This is a genomic window from Robinsoniella sp., assembly GCF_034124845.1.
The window spans coordinates 16,041-37,094 of record NZ_JAWYAJ010000010.1; the positions used below are offsets into that span (position 1 = coordinate 16,041).

Consider the following 21,054-nt stretch of genomic DNA (forward strand, 5'->3'; position numbering starts at 1 on the left):
GTATTCTATTATGATACAAAAATAGAGCGATTTACCGAGATGTTTACACATCTGCTGTAAAGCGCTCCATTTTAGTCGTATTTTCAGAATTGTTTCATCTATTTTTTCAACTATTTCAATTTCACAATCACACTCTGAAATGCTTTAAGAACAACGTTGTCATTCCCAGTTTTCCAATCCTCATAATTGTTCAGAAGTACCTCACCGGGTACATCGTCCAATGGAAGTCTGATTTCCCTGGCGTTGCAGTTATGAATTGCCAGAACCCTATTTTCCTCATAAGTCCTTTCATACGCGATTACCCCATCCTGGTCTTCATATCTCGACTTTGTATCACCATAAATGAAGGTTTCCTCTAGATCTTCCCGTTTTCTTAAGGCTATCATCTTTTTATAATAAGAGAGCAGGGACTTGTCATCCTTCTTCTGTGCTTCATAATTGATCACGCGATAGTTGGGGTTTACATCGAACCATGGTATTCCTTCGGTAAATCCTGCATTTTTCTTATCATTCCACTGCATTGGAGTACGGCTGTGTTCTCTGCATTCGTTGTTTACTTTTTCCAGAGCCTCATCTTCCGTCATACCTTTCAGCAGGTATCCATTATAATTATTATAAGTTGCCAGATCCAGAAACTCATGAATGGATTTTTTCTGGTAATCCCTCATACCGATTTCCTGCCCCTGGTATAAAAACACAATTCCTCTCAGGAAAAAATTAACAGATGCCAGCAGGGACTCACTATAAAAATTAATGTGCTCTTCCGGGATAAACCGCTCCACAGATCTGGAAGTATCATGGTTATCCGTAAAATTACACATCAGTCCATGACCTTTCGCGTAATCCTGTTTTGCAAACAGCCTGTCCCGTAATTCGTGAATCATCTCTAACGGACAGTCTTTCCATTCCTTATCCTTTACATGAAACTGCGTGTGGCAGAAATCAAAGATGGTGGAAAAATAACCATCGTCTCCGATAAACTCACCCAGTTCTTCCGGCCTGACATCATCTACTTCGCCAATTGTGAATGCGTTATGCGGTTTAAAGGTCTTTTCTTTTAACTCATCCAAAAATACATTGAGTCCTTTGGCATTACGGAAAAAATCCCACGCACTGGCAAGCCCGTCCGGTCCATCTGCCGGCCGGTTTACATATGCAAAGTTCTTCTTTAAATGGCTGATTGCATCGATACGAAATCCCCCAAGTCCTATGTCCAGCCACCGGTTTACCATATCGTAAATGATTTCCCGGAGTTTGGGATTCTCCCAGTTCAGATCAGGCTGGCCTTTGGTAAAAAGATGCAGGTAATACTTGTTAGTATCTCCGATTTTTTCCCAGGCACTGCCTCCAAAAATGGAACGCCAGTTATTAGGCGGATTCTCCCCGTCCCCCTCCCGGATTATATAGAAATCGGCATATTCGCTGTCCAGGTCAGCCATCGCCTTTTGAAACCACTCATGCTGGTCGGAGGTATGATTCACCACCAGATCCATCAATATCTTCATTCCTCTTTTATCGGCTTCACGGATCAATTCTTCCATCTCTTCATTCGAACCAAACATGGGGTCAATCCGGTCATAATCTGAAATATCATAACCGTGGTCCACCATGGGAGATTGGTAAATCGGACATAACCAGATCACATTGATTCCCAGATCCAGAAGATCGTCAAGATGCTGAATAACACCTCTGATATCACCGATGCCATCTCCATTCGTATCCTGATAACTTTTTGGATAGATCTGATATCCAATTGTATTATGCCACCACTTTTTAAGCATTTTCTCCTCCATCTGCGCAAATATGCGCCTGTAATATTTATTCCCGCGAGCAATGAGCGGAGTATTTGACTTTTTAACGGTCTTACTACCCCTTAACTGCTCCGCTTGTAACACCTTCCACATAATATTTCTGCATGTATATGAACAGCAGCGATATCGGAATGGCAATTATCACACATCCTGCAGTAAATACCGTAAACATCGTATTGGAACTTGACTTTGTCATCATCGTATATAATCCGATTGCAACCGTATAGTTTTCCAGCTTATCCCCCATGATAACCTTGGAAAAGATGAAGTCCATCCACGGAGCCATGAATGCGGTCAGTGCCGTATAAACGATCATAGGCTTTGACAGTGGAAATATGATCTTAGTAAATACCTGGAACTGGGTTGCCCCGTCAATCTTCGCAGATTCATCCAATGCTTTTGGCATGGTGTCAAAAAATCCTTTTGCCACATAAAAGGTAAGTGCAGCTCCGGAAGAATAAATAAGTACCAGTGCCAGCAGGCTCTGTGTCAGATCCATTGCCTTTAAAATATAATAAACTGCGATCATGCTCATAAATGCCGGGAACATGTTCAGTACCAGGGCGATTTTCATGATCGGTTTTCTCATGCGGAATCTTAACCTGGATAATACATATGCCATAGATGTGGTCAAAAATGTACTTAACAGGCAGGATGCCACCGACACAATCAAGGTATTGGAAAACCATCTGAAGAAAGGGTATTCACTCATGGTAAAGAGCATTTTATAATTGTTCCACGTAAATCCCTTTGGTATAAAGTAGGAAACAAATTGTCCGCTCTCCGCTCTGAATGATGTCAGAACGATCCAGATGATCGGGAATATCCACAGAATACTAAGGGCAATCAGTATGATGTATGTAACCGTATTGCCTAATCTATTTTTCAGTTTCATTGATACATATCCTCCTTACTGTAAGCGGCTGATCTGGTATAGGTAATCAGCGAGAATACTGCACATATGACAAATGTGATGATACCGATTGTAGATGCCAGGTTATAGTCTGCCTTCTCTACCGTCAGTTTATAAAGCCAGGTTACCAGCAGATCCGTGTCTCCAGCCGCATAGAAGTTGCTGTTAAGCGGTGCACCTCCGGTCAGCAGATAAATCACGTTGAAGCTGTTAATATTACCTACAAACTGCTGAATCAGTGAAGGCGTCATAACAAAGAATATCTGGGGCAGTGTAATTTTTCTGAATATCTGTAAGGTGTTGGCACCATCCATTCTGGCTGCTTCCACCTGATCCTCCGGCAGATTGGTTAAAATACTGGTTACTACAATCAGTGTAAATGGAATGCCGACCCACATATTGACCATAATAACCGAGAATTTTGCCACCAGAGGATCTGTTAAAAACGGAATTGGCTGATCAATCAAACCAATATTCTGCAATAATGTGTTCAATGGACCGGATGCATGAAGCATATTTCTCATAATCAGAAGAGATACAAACTGAGGCACCGCAATTGTAGTTACGAAAATTGTACGGAAAAATTTCTTAAGACGTATGCCCTTTTTGTTAATTAAAAGCGCCAGTATGACTCCTCCCAGAAAGTTTGTAACAGTAGCCAAAAGTGCCCAGATCAGCGTCCACACTAATAGCGGAAAGAAAGTACCGGCAATGTTTCCGCCCAGCATAGAACCAAAATTACTGAATCCAACCCAGCCAAACAAGTTCTTGGGCGGCAGATGATTGTGGTCATAGCTTGTAAATGCCAGCAAGATCATATACAATAGCGGCAAAATGGTAAAAATTAGTACAGCGATTGTGGGCAGTCCCAATAATGTAATATGAAAACGGCTGTCCAGTAAGGAATGAATATCTTCCTTAAAGGAAGGTATTTTCTTATCGGATGCTTTTAACATCTGGATATTCCAAGCGCTTTTTATATTTACAAAATAAGCTGCGATAAACAGTGCAATGATGATCACGGTTGCCAGTCCATAAATCATGAATAGCATGGAATTATCTCCCTGGACCTGGACCTTAATGCCCAGATTTTCATCCATGACCCAGCCCTGTGCCTGCGTACCCAGGGTTACCAGGCCGCCAAGTGCTCCTGCCCCATAAAATATCATGTAGAATATGAACACTGCTTCGATTGCCAGAAACAGTAATCCTTTTATAATCTGATGATTCATCAGATTGGCACTTCCCATGATAAAATAAGATAAACGAACGGACAGATCCCCGCTTTTAAATCCATTTATAAAATTCTTAACAGGATTTCCTCTTCTTTTCTTTTTTGTCTGCATTTCCTTATCTCCTCTGAAATGGCCAGCCATGATTCTTCATGACCGGCCAATGCTTTGACAGATGCGTGTTTACCGAATCTGAAAAATACTTATGCCTAGTGCCGCCCGGCATAAATACGCCGGGAGGCACTGCCTCTGCCTGACTTATTAATTGGCAGCCGCTGCACTGGCGGTATCTTTTACCAGGGCATCCAGTTTCGTCTGAATATCTGCATCTGATAATTTACCCGCATATGCATCGATAATAATCGGATCCAGAATATCCCAGAAGGAACGCAGTTCAGAAAGTTTTGGCATTAATACGGTGTAATCCTCCTGAGTCATTTCAGATACAACACCGGAGATCATGTCATTTTTTACTTCATCGGATTCTCTTAATGCATTGTTGCAGGGGATATTGCCATTTCCGTCAAACCTTGCTTTCTGGCTCTCCTGGTTTGTAAGGAAATCAGCAAGTTCCATTGCATCTAAGGGATACTTGGTAGCTGCATTTACAGCCAGTAATTTAACGCCCTGGAAAGAACGCAGCTGAACTGCTCCATCACCAAAGTCAGCAGTTGGGTAAACAGCTACCCCAAGGTTTTCTCCAAGTGCATCTGTAATATCCTTTTTGCCCCAGGGACCGGTAACCATAGCAGCGATTTCGCCGGATTTTAACTTATTCATAGCATCTGCATTACATGCAACTACATTTTTATTATCTTTCAGAGAAGCAATCCATTTCGTTACATTTACGCCCTGTTCGGAATTAAAAGTGGTATCTGCAATGTCTTCTCCATTATCTCCGAAAAGCTTACAACCGTTTGCAATATACATCGGAGCTACTGTGTAGTTGGTTCCCTCTTCCGCCACATTTAATCCGATTTTAGCTTTCGCAGTAATTCCTTCGAAAGTTTTCACATCTTCCTCCGTAAGCATGGATTTATTGTAAACCAGATACATTGCTTCCACTGCATATGGATAGCCATAAACGGTATCTTTATAGGTAGCCGCATCCAAAGCTGTCGGCGTATCCTCGCTCTTAATTCTGTCTACATATTTGGTATTTTCATATAAGGTGCCTGCTTCGACAAGCTGTCCCAGCTGATCATGAGGTAATGCAATCACATCTGCTGCCACCTCCGGATCTTTCTTCACCTCTTCTTCCGCCTTGCCACTCTCAGAAAACACACCATCGATGGTATAATTCTTTTCCGGATGAGCTGCTTTAAACTGCTCCACCAGATCCTTGGTGATATCCAGTACATCCTGATCCGCCCACACCTTTAACGCCACGTCCTTACTGTCTGTGCTGACTGCTGATCCTGTACCGGCTGAGGTTGCTGCTTCTGCAGAAGACTTGTCACCTCCGCAGCCTGCAAGCAGACCGCCCGCCATCATAACCGATAATGCAAGAGCTGTAAATTTAACTGTTCTTTTCATAATTCCTTACCTTCCTTTTCATTTGGATGTTCTCCTGTTTTCTGAGGTAATTATAACTTTTCATCTGCCAGTTTAAAATGAACTAAATAAACTTTGGGAGTGAACAAAATAAACTTTTTCAGTCGGGATGCTATTTTTTGTTGTGTTTATTGTCTATGTATGACAATGCCGAAAATATTACAAGCAATAACGTCAGTGTTTCCATCAAGCTCATTGGCATCACCCTCCTTCAATTACTAGTGCCGCCCGGCGTAAATACCTTAACTTTCTCTTCCCATTCTTGGGAAAGCTCATTGTCAACCCCGTTTTAAAATGTTAAAATACCTTTATATACCCCGCTCACAATTCACTTTTCATAGCAAAGATAAGGATGTGAAACTTGAAACCCAAATACCGTTTTAACCGTATCCGCACGAAATTATTTACAATATTTTTTATTCTGGTACTGTTCCTGCTGCTGATTACTATCTCGTTGAATTACATAATCTCCAGCCGTTCCAATAACCGGAATGCAAAGATTTTAAATAACCAGATGGCGACTCTGGCTGACCAGGATTTCCAGGTTATATTTGATGAAATTGACCGGATTTATTCATCTATTACCACCAGTCCGAATTTTTCATCTCTTTATAATGCCAGCAGCAAGGCTTCCCCGTTGGAGAATTATCTGCTCACCTATAACCTTTCGGATCTGCTGAGCACACCACTGGGCGCTTCCCTTTATATACACAGCATTAATTATATCAACCCAACCAATGATATGCTGATTTCCTGCATTGCAGGGGAAATGAATGTTGAGCGGAATTTTTCGTTTTCAGGCTCACCCTCTTGGTTTCAGACAGCCGTTAATGAGTTGGAACAAAATGAAAATACAAATATTTTATACCTTCCCTCACACCAGGAACTCTATTACAAGCGGGGAGCAAACGATGTAAATAAAGAAGTCATCACCGTGGTTCGAAAGACCGCTAATGTAAATACGAATTACCAGAATAAAGGTCTATTATTTTTTAATATCGACCTGGAAGTTTTGAAAAAACTGACCATGGGATTAAATGCTTACGTAGGTATGCAGAATATCATCATGACTGACACCGGAGAGGTGATCTATACAACAGATGCGGGACTGACCCAGGTTCCGGGGGCGGCTGATACCCTGTTAAACTGCGAATCCATCGGCTACCTCACCATATCGCAGGATACCTATATGGCACTGCCTGTTCCCATTGAGGTGAATAACTGGCGGATCATTTCCCTGATTCCAAAATCCGTCTACACCAGCGAAAGCCGCCATGTGGCGCTGTTTAGCGTTTTAGCGGGAGTTTTGGTGCTGACCCTGGGACTTTTCATTACCTGGATTTTATCCAAGCGGATCTCTACGCCTATCGAATCTCTTTCCGGCACTATGAAGGCGGTTTCCAATGACCAGATGGATATCCGGGCTGAGATTACCTCTAATGATGAAGTAGGTGAGCTCTCCATGAGTTTTAATACCATGCTGGACCGCATTAATGATTTGATAGAAAAGGAGTATGTCTTGACTGCGCAGCAAAAAGATGCTCAGATTAAAGCCCTGCAGGCACAGATTAATCCCCATTTTCTATACAATATTTTGCAGTCCATAGCCAGCATTGCATCGATTAACAAAATTCCGGAAATTACTACAATGGCTAATTCTCTTGGTAAAATGATGCGTTACAGTATTAAAACGGCAGAGAATTCCACCACCATCCAGGACGAGCTGATACATGTGACCCACTATCTGGATATCCAGAAAATCCGTCACCTGGAAAAACTGGATTATCAGATCCAGTCCAATGAAGAATATGCTGACTTTCCGCTGCTGAAGCTAACGCTGCAGCCATTGATTGAAAATGCAATTATGCACGGATTCTGCCCCTCTCATGAGAAGCTGTTTATTCTACTAACCGTTACAGCCAAAGAACAATGGTTAACGATTCAGATATCGGATGACGGTGCCGGTATTCCACCTGATAAGCTGGCGCAGCTTCAAACAGAACTTCTGACTCCGGCAACCGGCTTTTACAGTGACAGCAGTCCCAGTATCGGGATTAAAAATGTCTACGCACGTTTGCGGCTCTACTATAATAAAAATGTTTTACTGGAAATCGACAGTGAAGAGTATGAAGGAACTGTTATCACTTTAAAACTCCCCTATCAAAGCACTAATATGAAAGAACAGGAGGCAGTATCATGATCCGTACTATCGTATGTGAAGACGAATACTGGGTACGAAAAGGCATCATCAACCTTGTACCCTGGAGAGAATTCAATCTGGAGTTAGCCGGAGAATTCGAGAATGCCACCGATGCTGTGGAATTTCTTAAGACACATCCCATTGATCTGGTTATTACTGATATGAATATGAACAACGGAGACGGATGTACCCTGCTTGACTATCTCACAGATACCAATACTGATTGCGAAAAAATTATTATCAGTGGTTATACTGATTTTGAATATACAAAAAAAGCCATCAATTCCTCCGTGTGCGAATATTTATTAAAGCCTGTGGAAGAAACGGAACTGAAGAATGTGCTGAATAAAGCCATTGATAAAATTCATACAAAATTAAAGGACCGCATGGAGCAGATCCAGGTGAAAGAAAAAATACAGCAGACCGTCCCGCTCCTTCAGGAAAAATTATTAAATTCACTGGTAAGTCCGGAAGACTTTGGTAAAGAAAAGATTATTGAAGAATTGTCCAAAATAGGTTTTGAATTAAATGATAAATATTTTACAGTGCAAATTCTGTATGTGGCAAAGCAGGATCCGGATACCGCCCTAACTGCTCTCACCGAGGAGGAACTGGCGCAATGGATTTCTTTTATTGAGGAAAAAATCACGCGTAAAGAGTGTATTCTGTTTAAAAGCCGTCATCGCAAGGAAGAGTTTATTCTGCTCTGGGAAGGAACGCCGGACCGTCCCCTTCACCGGGCATCCATCTTCACTGAATTTCAAAAGCTGGGCGAGTACAGCGGCTATACCTTAAAAAGCGGCACGGGGACCTTTTTAAAAGGATACCAGTCCATTCCGCTCTCCTATCGGCAGGCAAAGACCGCACTGGATTATGAGCTGATCGGGCAGCCATTTCCACAGAACATTTTTTACGATGATATCAAAGAATTGGACCAAAGTACCTATTCCTATACACTGGATGAAAAATTACTCAGCGGCATTGTTAAGAACAGAAACCGGAAAATGATTCCTCTTTTTATACAGCACATTGGATCCATTTCCAGAACAGCCGCTTACTATCATCTTCCTACATATAAAAATGCGGTGATCCGGGCTGCCATGCAGTTGGAAAAAGCGTGCTTTGAAAAAGATATGAAATGCCCGGAATTATCCGAAACGGTAAATATTGTATCCCCCATGTGTTCCACTGTTTTGATTAACCAATATCTCATGAAGATTTTTCAGAATATTCTGGATGAAATCGAAAAAGCCAAGGCTCCCGCCGGAAAGAATGTGATCGAAGAAATATGTGAGTATGTAAAAGTTAACTATGGTGAAGAAATCAGCCTGATTGCTTTTGCCCAAAAGTACTATATGAACCATATCTATTTAAGCCGCCTGTTCAAATCAGAAACAGGAGAAAACTTCAGCAGTTTTCTTACCCGGATACGAATGGAAAAAGCAAGGGAATTATTGTCCAGTGATTCTTTCCTGATTAAGGAAATTGCAGAAATGGTGGGTTACGAAAACCCCTATTATTTTACGAAAGCATTTCAAAAATACTTTGCCTGCTCACCAACGCTCATTGAAAAACTGGATACCAAGGAGAACGAGGGTTGAAAGGAAATCTATCTATGAAAAAATATGTTTATCTCATTTCAATGATCATGTGGATTCTGGTATTTACTGCAGGCTGCAGTTTCTCTTTTTCCGGGGCAGACGGCACATCTGAGTCTGATGCTCCGGATCAGATCGATCTGTATGTGATGCACGGACGCCAGGAAGCACCGGAAGCTTATACGAAACTGGCAGATGCTTTCCATAAAAAGTATCCCAATATTACCGTTCACTATGAGACTCCCAGCAATTTCGACCTGACCTTGCAGAACAGGCGGGCACAGAACCGGACACCGGATATCTATTCCGCAACAACCATTGAGGCAAATGCCGGCATCCTTATAGATCTCACCGATGAACCTTTTATGAAGAATGTAAAAAAGGTAACCTTTGATACGGTAAAGGACAACCGGGATTATTTCTTCCCAATTGGATACTCGGGAGTAGGTGTCATTTATAACAAGGCCGTGTTTTCAGAGAATAACCTTACACCGCCCAGGACCCTGTCAGAACTGACTAACGTCCATCAGGTTCTGGCTTCAAAGAATATTGCCGCTTTTGCCCTTGGTTACAAAGATCTCTGGGTTGGGCATTTTTCCCTTCGTCCCGCCTTTTATGCCGTATACGGATCTTATCCGGACTGGAATCAGAAAAGGAACCGGGAGGAGGTTTCCTTTTCCGACACCCCTGAGTGGCAGTTAATTGCTGATGTACCGAAGAATTACGTCTATGCCTATGGCAATACCGATACCGCATTTGAAGTGGGTTATATGGACGCCTGTTCCATGCTTGCCAATGGAGAAGCGGCGATGATGCTTCAGGGTTCCTGGGCAACTTCTCTCATTCAAAATTATAATCCCGATGTAGAGCTGGGATTTATGCCCCTGCCGGTTTCCGATGATCCTGACCGTAGTAAGATCAGCTACTATTGTGATTATTATTTATCCATAAGCGCTGATACCAAACATCCAAAAGAAGCAAAACTCTACCTGGATTTTCTCTCAACCCAGGAAGCTGCTAAGATATATGTGGACAGTACGAAGACCTTTTCCAGTGTAATTGGTGCACCAATTCCGGAAGATCCCGTTTCTAAAGATATTGAAAAATATGTGGATAAAAACCAGTATATCGATGATCCCAGCGGCACCTGGCCTAACCGATTTTATAAAAATGCTGAAAGATATTTTATGGAATATATTCTGGATGGCATGGATTATTCAGAACTTACAAAATTACTGGACAAAGAATGGGATACCTGCAGTGATAAATAACTGCAGGCATCCCATTTTCATTCCATTTTTCCTATTCCATAACTTATTTTTTTACAACCGGCATCCACACTTCAAATACTGCATTGGCTGGATCCGGACTTAAATACAGTTCGATATCCGGTGCATTACCGTATTCATAGCCGGAAGTTGGCAGCCACTCTGTCACAGCTCTTCTCTCAATATCCTGGATGCTGTCCGGCATGGTTCCTGTACCAAAAAAGATAGCCCAGGTTGCTGCCGGTACTATATATTCTTCTGTTCCTGCTGCTGCAAGCTGGTCTGTCGCCACACCAATGTAATAGCACCAGTTATCCTCTTCCAGGCAGGCACTGACTCCAAGTATTCCTTTGACTTCCTGATTCATCATTCCAGCCAGTTTTTCCAGGATGCCTGACTGCGCTGCCTTTGCCCACATCTGCGGTACTTCCCTGAAATTCTCTTCTAAATCCTTACTTAAGCTTTCCTTCATTCCAACAATTCGAAATGCTTCCTTTTTCTCAATACGATATTCCATCTCCGCTTCTCCTTTGATTACCATTTTTAAGCTGATACGGGGGTAGGCTTTCAACGTTATACCCTGCTGCTTTGCTGCAGAAGGCGGAAACCCATGGACACCCTGGAAGGCTCGATTGAATGACGTAGGAGATTCATACTGGTAACGGTATGCCACATCCAGAACCTTATCTCCGTTACACAGATCAAAAGCTGCCTGGGTCATCCGTCTGCGTCTGATATACTCTGCTAAAGGTACACCGGCGATATAAGAAAACATCCGCTGGAAATGATATGTGGAGCAGCCGGCCATCCGTGACGCTTCTTTGATTTCTATTTCCCCGCTCAGATTGTCTTCTATATATTTAATTGCCTCATTTAATTGTTCAATCCATTCCATTTGTATCACCTCTTGTATCATCATAGTTTATTTGGAGAATAAAATCCTCTCTATTTACAGACGTAATCTGCGAGATGGACATATTCGTATGCCCGGCTTCACATAGTTAACCGGAAATCATTTTTTCCATCACCGTTAGAAATGCATTGGTTTCGTATCCCTTTTTTTGATAATAACCTTCTGTCCGGGGATCCCGGCTGGTCCAGAGAATTACTTTATCAATCCCCTTTTCCTTCAGCCTCTCCTCAAACTCTTTTAACAGGATGCTTCCCAGTCCCTTATTTTTCATAGAAACATCCATGCAAAACTCTTTGATTTCAAAATGTACACAGTCGTAGTACTGTTCTTCTCTCCCCACAATCATACCGCACAGCTCTCCATCCAGATACCCGGCAATGCCATATGCATTTTCGCCGGTTATCATCTGTCGGATTCTCCTGGCTGCGGTCTCCTCAGTCCAATTGTCATTCCAGGGCGATGCATTAAACGCATTCATAAACAAATTTGCCAGGTCCATGACCATCGTTTCTTTCATTTCATAAAATTCCATATATGTAAACATCCTTTTCTTGAGCGTATTTGAAAAATCCTTTCTGGCAGCTGTGCGTTCCAGTTTGTGGAATACAAATCGTGCGTCCGGCGGCTCACGATACTCCGAAAGCCTTTCCAAATATCTGCATATAAACCGGTATTGCAGCCATTGCCAGAATCGTCGTTACGGTAATTACCACGGAAGCAAATGAATAATCACTTCCGCTTTCTTTTGCCATAATACCAAGCTGAGTCATGGCAGGCATAATCGTCATGATACAAAATACAAGCTGCAGCTGAGGATCAACCGGCAGAAGCAGGCACAGCCCGAACATAATCGCAGGTGCTATAACAAATCGTCCCGCAAGTATCATAATCAGCTCTCTGGAGAAACGGATTTCTTTTAGGTCCGTCATACTGATAACGCTGCCGATAAAGACCATAGACAGTGCTGTTGTGGACTGTTTTACATAGCTTATGGAACTCATTAAAAATTCAGGCAGATTAATTTTTAACAGTACCACCGCAACTCCCAGCAGAAATCCCACGAGGGGAGGGGAAAAGATATTTTTTATTTCCTTTTTCCACCCGGGTCTCGTTTTTTGCCCGGAATCCCTGCGCAGCAGCCAGGTTCCAAGGGTCCAGAACAATGTGGTATTCGCCATATAATACACCATAGCATCGGACAGGGCTTTTTCTCCCATTAATGCTATAATAACCGGAAATCCCACAATCGTTGTATTGGAAAAAGTCACTGCATTAATGAACACCCCTCTGCGGCTATTACTTACCCGAAAAAGGACCGCTAACAGTACACTGATCCCAAGGCACACCAGAATTACCATAACCGGTATCGGGAGGTTTTTCACAATTCGAAATAATTCGGACCGGTCTTTACATGTCGTAAGAACATTATAAAACATATAACAGGGTATGGCTATTTTTACACAGAATTTGGAACAGACATCCATTCCACTCTTACCAAACCACGCCCTGCCTGCAATCACCCATCCGATTCCAATCATAATCAACAGTGACAAAACACTCTGAATACTATTCCATAGCATAATTATTCCTCTTTCTATGATGTCTCATTACTTTCCTAAAAATGATTTCTTCTTCTGAAATGAAAAAACTTTGCAGAAAAATACGCAAGATCACATAATAACATGGTGGGTATTTTATACATATGATATATCCTCTCTTCCGGTCAATCCCCAGATAATCCGCAGTCTTCCAGAATATATAGAATCTTTGAAATTTCCCCATAGGCATCCGCAGGATTTGTCCATTGAAATGTATAGCCCAGAGAAACATTTACATAGCGGATACCATTTTTCTGTATTTTCATTGGCATATGGGAATGACCGCTGATACTTAATGAAACTTCATTTTTTTCAAAGAAATGGCGATACCTTTCACTTCCCAGCTGGTTGATCAATTTATTATAAAATGGAATGGGATAGGCTCTGATCAGTTCTCCGGTTGGAAGCATATGCATAACGACACAGCGCTTCTTTCCCTGTGCTGCCTCTTTTTCAAAAGACTTCTGAAGCATTCTGATATCCTTCATGACCAGCCTGACATCCCGTTCATAATCAATCACACCCCCATGAATCACCTTCTGATCCGGCCAAAAGAAACGGGATATGATACTATTAGCCGCCTTCCCTGGCGGGTCCCCGGGTTTTCTCTTTCCAAAGCTGTAATCAAACCATCCACCGATACCGGTAATGTACCAGTGCTTTGTCACAATCGGATTTTCCATCAGGGAATACTCTTTATGAAATAGGATACTGTCATGAAAAGCACTGGATTCTCTGTTAATCCTGTCTTTGCTTTTTCTTCTGAGATTTTCCACATACATATCATGGTTACCCGGAACGATGCGCACTTGAGCTTTGGTCTTAACCGCCAATGCATCATAGAATCGAAGGGCATCCTTGGCTCCCGTAGAAGTATCTCCCAGAAAAACAACCGTATCCAGTGCCTTATCCGCTATCACTTGAGATAAAATCTCAAGGAAATCAAACTGCCTGTTAAAATCAATATGAAGGTCTGATATAAATCCAATACGCATAGTTCCACTCTTCTTTCTAATCCTGTCCCATTTTTGAGTCTTACTATAAGTATATCCAAAAAATTAATTTTATCAAGCCCTGTTTCCTGGATTTATCATTCTCTGTTTATTTCTTCAATAATGGAATCACCAAGTACCTTTTTCACCGGAATAAATACTGCCCCGACACTAATCATCAGATTCAGGATTACAATTCCAACTATTACCCATATATTTACCCTGATATTGGGGTTGATATATAAATACACATGGGTAAGCAGGTACAGAAGCACTTTCTCCAGTCCAATGTATGCCACAACAGTGACAATACTGGCATATAATCCATAGCGCAGTCCTTCTTTTAACATCATCTTTAAAAATCCGGTGTCCGTAATCCCCATCGCTCTGAGAATTCCAAATTCATGTCTTCTGGACAATACCAGGTGGTTCATGCTGTTAATAATATGCATTAAGCTGATCATAAGCAGGATCACAGCTATCCCATAAAAAAATACCATCTTCTGTTTCAGGTAACTGTTCTGTACTTTTATTTCCGCTGTATAATCTTTGATCAGGCATCTGGGTATATGGGAGATTTTCTCTTTGATCTCCTGGACAATCTCCCCGCTGTCTTCCTTTTCTTCTTGATTGATACTGATCATATTATAGTCCGCAATACCGAAGTTCTCCATCATCTGCTCATTGGTCATTATCAGGTCTAATCCATCTTTTCCAATGAAATAGGGATTAGCCGCCATTGACCGTTTTACAAGGGCAGATACCACAAATTCCTTTTCTTCAAACCAGTCCTGATCTCCGAATTTCAATGCCTCCTCCGGGACATCGGGACTTTTTGGTACTTTTACGGTTATCGTATCCCCAGGATGAATACTCAGCCCGTCATAATGTCCCTGTCCATCCATCAGGGTCCGAAGTATTACCGTATTTTTTTGCTCCATCCCCCTGGGGGTTATATTTCCTTCCAGAAGATAATCCTTCAGTCCATCCAGCATTTGGGCATCGTATCCGTAGATATTACTTTTTATTCCGTATTCCCCGTTTTCTTTCTCCGTACAGATCCCATTAAAATATTCCATCATTCTTGGGTCCATTAAATGATTGGGGTCATTGTCAATTTCCGGAAAATAAGATTTCCACTGCAAGATATCCCGCTGTATTTCTACTTCACCCAGGTAATAACTTACGGGATGAACGGATTCTATTCCGGGTATTTGTTCTATGTTGGATACAGCGTCTCCCGGAATGGTGTCCATAAATGATGAGGTTTCCAGAAAAACCTGATAATCCGACCCCAACCCGTCATCCGCCTTTAGAGACAGTTCATTATTTAGCCGGGTGTTAACCGTAACGTAAGTCGTACATAAAAAAATAATACTCCCAAGTGCCAGGGAAAACAGGATGCTGATCAAAGTCCCTTTCCTTGCAAACATAAATTTTTCAGAAATTACGTCTGTCATCTGCCTGGAACTTTTACTGTAACTTTTTCTGTTTCTTGTCTTCTTATCATTGCTGTTTTTCATAACATCAACCACTGAAATCCGATGTAACCTTCTAACACTTATAAAGCTGATCAATAATAACAGAATTCCCAGAAAGACTGCCCCAAAAATAACTGCTCTATAGCTTATGTAAAAATGTCTGGAAACGGCATCCGCATCTGCAAACACATTGGAAAATTTGGCATAAAACAAGCCGATTATCCCATTCCCTATCAAACTTCCTATTGGATATCCCAAGGCAAATAACAAACCAAGTTCCATGAACAGTAACCAGAAAATATTTTTTTCCCCTGTTCCCAATGCTTCCATGATACCATATTGTGAAGTCCTCTTCATAATGGAGACATGAAAGATACTGTAAATAATAAAAGAACTAAAGATACCAAGAATTAAAATTACACCATTAACGGTCAGATTAAATTCATCCCGGGCAATCCGCAGTGCTGTAGTAAAATTCGAACCAGGCGTTTTCATTATCTCCCAAAAAGCAGACGGCTGTCCCTCTCCAAAAAAAGACACAACCGTATTATTCACCATCATCCCACCATCCGGAATATGAAATTCTTCCTGAAATGCTTTTCTTTGTGTTTTTAAGTTCTTCTTCTCATCAAACTTTACATAAAGAAAGTGTTCTCCTGATGCACCCTCTGTATCCTCGCTGGTAAATCCTTCCATCCCGCCAACCGCTGTTGCCCATCGATTGGAAATCACACCGCAAAGAGTGTATTCTTTACCATCCAGATAGACTTTGCCACCGATTTCATCCTTGATGTTCATATTTCCCATGGTATATGCATCCAGCATAATCTCTCCCGGATTTGCCGGATAATCGCCCTTTAATAATTTTCTTCCGATAATTGAGAAATATTCTCCATCTCCATAGACGAAAGAAAAAATATAGGGCTCCTGAATATCTTTTTTCTTTTCAAGTTCCCCCAGTCTGGTGATCCGATATCCCTGCCCCGTTTTCTTGCTCCGAATCTTCCGGATTAAATCCGAATCTGCTTTGATATAATAGTGATAATCTCCATAAACCTTCCGGTCTTTCTCCAGATTACTTCTTTCGCCACTGTAAACAAGCGAACTGATTCCCGTCATCAGCGCAACCGAGATGATGATGCTGAACAGAATGGCAGTTGACTGCCTTTTATAAAATTTGATGTACCGTACTGAGAATTTTAAGCTGGCCTTCATTGTAGACCACCCCCTTCTCCCACAATACCTCCGTCTTCTATATGGATAATTCTGTCACATAATTGTGCAATTGCCTCATTATGGGTAACCATCATTATCGTCTGATGGAATTTCTGGCTGCTGTTTTTTAATAAGCCGATTACCTCCATCGTGGTTCTGGAATCCAGATTCCCGGTGGGTTCGTCTGCCAGAATAATGGCAGGTTTATTTGCAAGTGCTCTGGCAATCGCCACCCGCTGCTGCTGTCCCCCGGATAACTCATTGGGGTACTTCTCTCTTTTCTCCCACAGCCCTAATTCATACAGCAGTTCCTGGATATACGCATGGTCAATACGTTTCCCCTGATCAAATGTCATCGGAAGCGCTACATTATCATAAACATTTAAAATCGGCATCAGGCTGTAATTCTGGAAGATAAAACCTATATTTCTTCTCCTGAATATCGTTAACTCCTTTTTCCTCAATGCTGCTATATTGTGGTTGCGAACAATAATCTCACCTTTCGAAGGATAATCAAGCCCTCCAATTAAATTTAATAATGTGCTTTTACCTGAACCGGAAGTTCCTACCAAAGCAGCAAATTCACCTTGTTCTATAGAGAAACTAACCTGTTCCAATGCCTGTACCGCATTTTCTCCACTTCCATATATTTTAACGATATCTTTAATTTCTAATATCTTCATTGAACCGCCTCTTTTCTTGTTTTTCTATATTGTAGCAGGCAAGTATGTCATAGCGGCTACAAATAGCAGCTCACTCCTTACAATTCTGTAAGAACACAAAAAAAGAACTGCCCTCACCGGGCTTAGATTCAATCGTAATATATCCCTTCTGTTTCTCCAGAATCAACTTGGCAAGATAAAGCCCAATTCCGGACCCCTCCAGTTCCTGCACCTCCCTGGACCGGTAAAACCGTTTGAAAATATTGTTAAATTCCTTTTCCGAAATTCCAATCCCCTGATCACTGATTCTGATCTGGCTGCACATTTCAAACTGCTTCAGCACAATTTCAATCCTGCTTCCTCTGGGTGAGTACTTTACGGCATTCTCCAAAATATTCTCCAGCGCTTCCGCCGTCCATTTCACATTATGTACCAGATAAATTTCCTCCGTCTCACGGGTTACAATCTCTATTTCTTTGGAAGCAGCTTTCTCATATACGGAGTTAACCGCCTTTCGCAGAGTCTCTTTTACCGGATTCACTTCTGCCTCAAATTGAATCACCCCTTCCTCCAATCGAACCATTTTAAACAACGACTGTAAAATCCAGTTGATTTTCTCAGTCTGTTCTTTTAACTTTCTCTGGAAAACAGATCTTTTCTCCAAATTCAATTCCTGATTTACTAAAAGCTCCTGATACAACATAACATTTGACAGGGGCGTCCGCAATTGATGAGACATATTGGAAATAAGACTTTTCACACTTTCCTTTTCTTCCTTCGCCTGGCATATCTCCACATTCAGTTTTTCCTGAACCCGCATCATCTTCCCTGCAAGTGCCGAAGCTTCTCCTTCTTTTAAATCTGATTGGGTAATGTCTTTTTCATTCAGCAATTCATCCAGCATCCTATCTATGTTAAAATACAGTCCCTGATATTTCTTCCTATAATAGACCGCCACTCCTAAGGATACAATGCAACACGCTAATAATAGAATTACAATCATTTTTTCTCTCTCCAAATATAACCCATCCCATGCACTGTTTTTATAAATTGTGGATTAGACGGATCTTTTTCAATTTTCATACGCAGTCTTCTGATATTCACTGAAACTATATTATCATCCACAAATTTTCCATCCTGATCCCAGACCCAGTCCAAAATCTGCTCTTTTGATAAAATCTGCTCCCTGTTCTCCACAAAGTAGACTAAGAGCTTATATTCCACAGCACTAAGCAAAACCTCTTCTTTCTCTTTAAATACTTTTCCCTTACATTTATCAATGGTAATTCCATTCGAGTTTATCATGGATATATTTTCTCTTCTTCTGCATAAATTCTTTATCCTGGCTTTCAGGACAGATAACGAAAATGGTTTCGTCATGAAATCATCCACACCTAATTCTAAAGCCTTGATCTCATCCATCTCCGTATCCCTTGCCGTCAGCATCAGAATAGGGATCTGACTATACTCCCGTACTTCTCTGCATAATTCAAAGCCAGTTCCATCCGGGAGATTGCAGTCCATGATAATCAGGGTATAGTTCTCTCCGAGCAATTTCTCTTTGCCTTCCCTTTTGCTGACCGCCCTGTCCATTTTGTACCCCTCACTCTCCAGAAAAAATACTACGCCTTCCATTAAGTCCAGATCATCTTCTATCATCAGGATTCTTTCCATCGTATCTACCTCTTACTCTTATTTACTTCTCATAAATACATCATATTCTAACCCCAGGTTAAATTCAATACAAATTACAAAAATGAATATTTTATAGATTAAATCATATGGGATTTTGACCGCAAATTATATAATATCAACCAAATTATAAATAACTGCTTATCGGCACAACATAGATCATTCTGTAATTTATAACCATAGAAAAGCGTAACCTCCACCAGAGAGATTACGCTATTTCCATTTTTTTCTCATATATATAACCGCTGTACCTATACTTTAATCCAAATATTCATTTTCGTTTTTCTCCTGTTTTTTTCTCACAAAATGATCAAAAAGCCAGGTAAAACTAAAAATCAGGGTAAACAAAATTATAAATGCAGTTCCAACCCTTTTTTCTATATTAAATTCTTTTTTACCTTTTCCGCAAATCAGGATAGCCCAATAGGCCAGACTGAAGATTCCGGATCCCGCAAATCCATAAAATAAACTGCCCTTCCATCCTCTTAATGCATTGGATCCATCCCAGATTCCTTCCCGGATGCATCCGATCTGATAGGCAAAAATACCTGTGAGTATTATGATTGTTTCTCCCAGCGTACCGCCCCTATCAGATTGTAATATAAAATCCTGAACTATAATCACTGCCATTCCCACAGCTACCATAATCCAAAAACTACGTTTACCTATTTCCGCCAGTTTCTGCTTTTCTCTTTCATCCAGATTAATTTCTCTCATAGCCATTCCTCCTCCCAGAATAGATCATTTAATGTTTTGCCCAATGCTTTGCAAATAGCGATACAAAGTTTCAGTGATGGGTTAAAATCACCGGCTTCGATCATCCCAATCGTCTGCCTGGTTACACCAGTTATCTCTGCTAGTTGTACTTGGGAAAGATCCTTTTCCATCCTGGCAATTTTCATTTTCATGTTTTTCATATCCCACCACCATCTCCGAGTAATTTTTTCTTTCCACTTGTGTATCCACTTGTGTCTAGTACTTGTGTCTAGTATACTACCAGCAACAGCTTAATGTCAACTATATTTTACATATGTAATATATATATTGTATTGGAGGACACAAAAAAGAGACCCCGTACAGGATCTCATTCTATTAAACAACTTGATCTAAGCAACCTGCAAAAGCTTTGCAATTTTTGCTTCTATTCTTTCAAAAGTAGTATCAAAAACCACAGCGAGCTCTGAAAATAGTAAATGCTCCACTCTTTGGAGATTTTTATCATCACTTATACTTAATTTCTTGCCGCTCTCCTGTCTGTTCTTTTGCTCATGTATAATCCCTTTTAACATTCCAAAGCATTTTCCACATTCGCATGACTTCAAAACACTCTGATACTCTTTGTCTCTCACTCTGTCATTTTCATCGTAGATTGCAGGCATCTTAGGTAAATCATCGAGGTACTTTTCCGCTTTTTCTTTCGTTATAACCTTTCTCATCGAAACTTTGTCATTGTTTGTTTTAATGTAGATTGTTCCTCCATCTCTACAAACAGGCTTTAATATATAGTACATCTCTTTTGTGTTTAGAAAATCCAGCCTGTCAATATTTTCAATATTGTATACGCCTCTTCCCTCATAAACCACACTTTCATTAATCTTAAACAATATAAGCACCTTACTTTCTTTACTTCCCTTCCGGAAGAACCACTCCAGCAACCTCATCTGATCACCAAAGCCGCAAGTTACATTTCTATTATAACATACTTTTGGTTTCTTTCCTAGCGGCAAAAGTCACAATCACGTTACAGGTTATATCATAATTTTAAACAATAGACCGGACACAGAAAAACCCGTAGAACCTAGGCTCTACGGGCATCTTACGCTTGGACTAATGTATCTATTTAAATTATATTAATTACGCAATGATGGTAGCAACACGGCCTGATCCAACTGTACGTCCACCTTCACGAATAGCGAAAGTAAGAC

At 41.1% G+C, this 21,054-nt stretch carries 18 protein-coding genes; 3 read left to right on the forward strand and 15 right to left on the reverse strand.

Features of this window, described 5'->3' with window-relative positions; all coding sequences use genetic code 11:
- Nucleotides 1-110 precede the first annotated feature (110 nt).
- The 4 genes from ACH2DQ_RS00550 to ACH2DQ_RS00565 form a co-directional block, all read right to left on the reverse strand.
- Nucleotides 111-1,781: an alpha-glucosidase gene (locus ACH2DQ_RS00550; RefSeq protein WP_394913645.1), complete on the reverse strand. Its 1,671-nt coding sequence runs from the start codon at nucleotides 1,779-1,781 to the stop codon at nucleotides 111-113.
- An 85-nt stretch (nucleotides 1,782-1,866) separates the two neighbouring features.
- On the reverse strand, nucleotides 1,867-2,706 hold the full coding sequence (locus ACH2DQ_RS00555) for a sugar ABC transporter permease (protein ID WP_394913644.1): 840 nt from the start codon (nucleotides 2,704-2,706) through the stop codon (nucleotides 1,867-1,869).
- Nucleotides 2,703-4,070: a carbohydrate ABC transporter permease gene (locus ACH2DQ_RS00560; protein WP_394913643.1), complete on the reverse strand. Its 1,368-nt coding sequence runs from the start codon at nucleotides 4,068-4,070 to the stop codon at nucleotides 2,703-2,705. Before ACH2DQ_RS00560 ends, ACH2DQ_RS00555 begins: the two co-directional genes overlap by 4 nt.
- A 147-nt stretch (nucleotides 4,071-4,217) precedes the next feature.
- Nucleotides 4,218-5,492 carry an extracellular solute-binding protein gene (locus tag ACH2DQ_RS00565; protein WP_395025063.1) on the reverse strand — a complete coding sequence of 425 codons (1,275 nt, stop codon included), beginning with the start codon at nucleotides 5,490-5,492 and terminating at the stop codon, nucleotides 4,218-4,220.
- A 379-nt stretch (nucleotides 5,493-5,871) separates the two neighbouring features.
- Between ACH2DQ_RS00565 and ACH2DQ_RS00570 the strand changes: the two genes are divergently transcribed.
- The 3 genes from ACH2DQ_RS00570 to ACH2DQ_RS00580 are packed head-to-tail and all read left to right on the forward strand — an operon-like array spanning nucleotide 5,872 to nucleotide 10,579.
- Entirely contained in the window at nucleotides 5,872-7,710 is a 1,839-nt protein-coding gene (locus tag ACH2DQ_RS00570; protein ID WP_394913641.1) for a sensor histidine kinase, read from the forward strand.
- On the forward strand, nucleotides 7,707-9,311 hold the full coding sequence (locus tag ACH2DQ_RS00575) for a helix-turn-helix domain-containing protein (protein ID WP_394913640.1): 1,605 nt from the start codon (nucleotides 7,707-7,709) through the stop codon (nucleotides 9,309-9,311). Before ACH2DQ_RS00570 ends, ACH2DQ_RS00575 begins: the two co-directional genes overlap by 4 nt.
- A 14-nt stretch (nucleotides 9,312-9,325) precedes the next feature.
- A complete protein-coding gene (locus ACH2DQ_RS00580; protein ID WP_394913639.1) occupies nucleotides 9,326-10,579 on the forward strand; it encodes an ABC transporter substrate-binding protein in 1,254 nt (417 codons plus the stop codon).
- A gap of 43 nt (nucleotides 10,580-10,622) precedes the next feature.
- Here the strand turns inward: ACH2DQ_RS00580 and ACH2DQ_RS00585 are convergent, their stop codons facing one another.
- The 11 genes from ACH2DQ_RS00585 to ACH2DQ_RS00635 form a co-directional block, all read right to left on the reverse strand.
- Nucleotides 10,623-11,471 carry a GyrI-like domain-containing protein gene (locus tag ACH2DQ_RS00585; RefSeq protein ID WP_394913638.1) on the reverse strand — a complete coding sequence of 283 codons (849 nt, stop codon included), beginning with the start codon at nucleotides 11,469-11,471 and terminating at the stop codon, nucleotides 10,623-10,625.
- A gap of 106 nt (nucleotides 11,472-11,577) precedes the next feature.
- Nucleotides 11,578-12,021, reverse strand: coding sequence for a GNAT family N-acetyltransferase (locus tag ACH2DQ_RS00590; protein WP_394913637.1), 444 nt, complete (start codon nucleotides 12,019-12,021; stop codon nucleotides 11,578-11,580).
- Nucleotides 12,022-12,115: 94 nt separating this feature from the next.
- Nucleotides 12,116-13,069, reverse strand: a complete 954-nt coding sequence (locus ACH2DQ_RS00595) for an AEC family transporter (RefSeq protein ID WP_395025069.1) — start codon at nucleotides 13,067-13,069, stop codon at nucleotides 12,116-12,118.
- 143 nt (nucleotides 13,070-13,212) lie between these two features.
- Complete coding sequence (locus ACH2DQ_RS00600) at nucleotides 13,213-14,082, reverse strand: metallophosphoesterase (RefSeq protein ID WP_394913635.1); 870 nt, start codon at nucleotides 14,080-14,082, stop codon at nucleotides 13,213-13,215.
- Between the two features lie 95 nt (nucleotides 14,083-14,177).
- Nucleotides 14,178-16,775, reverse strand: a complete 2,598-nt coding sequence (locus ACH2DQ_RS00605) for an ABC transporter permease (protein WP_394913634.1) — start codon at nucleotides 16,773-16,775, stop codon at nucleotides 14,178-14,180.
- Nucleotides 16,772-17,458 carry an ABC transporter ATP-binding protein gene (locus ACH2DQ_RS00610; protein WP_394913633.1) on the reverse strand — a complete coding sequence of 229 codons (687 nt, stop codon included), beginning with the start codon at nucleotides 17,456-17,458 and terminating at the stop codon, nucleotides 16,772-16,774. Before ACH2DQ_RS00610 ends, ACH2DQ_RS00605 begins: the two co-directional genes overlap by 4 nt.
- 70 nt (nucleotides 17,459-17,528) lie before the next feature.
- Nucleotides 17,529-18,440 (reverse strand): sensor histidine kinase, encoded by a 912-nt coding sequence (locus tag ACH2DQ_RS00615; RefSeq protein WP_395025073.1) that lies wholly within the window; start codon nucleotides 18,438-18,440, stop codon nucleotides 17,529-17,531.
- On the reverse strand, nucleotides 18,437-19,111 hold the full coding sequence (locus ACH2DQ_RS00620) for a response regulator transcription factor (protein WP_394913631.1): 675 nt from the start codon (nucleotides 19,109-19,111) through the stop codon (nucleotides 18,437-18,439). Before ACH2DQ_RS00620 ends, ACH2DQ_RS00615 begins: the two co-directional genes overlap by 4 nt.
- Nucleotides 19,112-19,387: 276 nt before the next feature.
- A complete protein-coding gene (locus ACH2DQ_RS00625) occupies nucleotides 19,388-19,846 on the reverse strand; it encodes a DUF6773 family protein (RefSeq protein WP_394913630.1) in 459 nt (152 codons plus the stop codon).
- Nucleotides 19,843-20,046, reverse strand: coding sequence for a helix-turn-helix transcriptional regulator (locus ACH2DQ_RS00630; protein WP_394913629.1), 204 nt, complete (start codon nucleotides 20,044-20,046; stop codon nucleotides 19,843-19,845). The genes ACH2DQ_RS00625 and ACH2DQ_RS00630 overlap by 4 nt, the downstream gene beginning before the upstream one ends.
- A 189-nt stretch (nucleotides 20,047-20,235) precedes the next feature.
- A complete protein-coding gene (locus ACH2DQ_RS00635; RefSeq protein WP_394913628.1) occupies nucleotides 20,236-20,790 on the reverse strand; it encodes a CarD family transcriptional regulator in 555 nt (184 codons plus the stop codon).
- Nucleotides 20,791-21,054 lie beyond the last annotated feature (264 nt).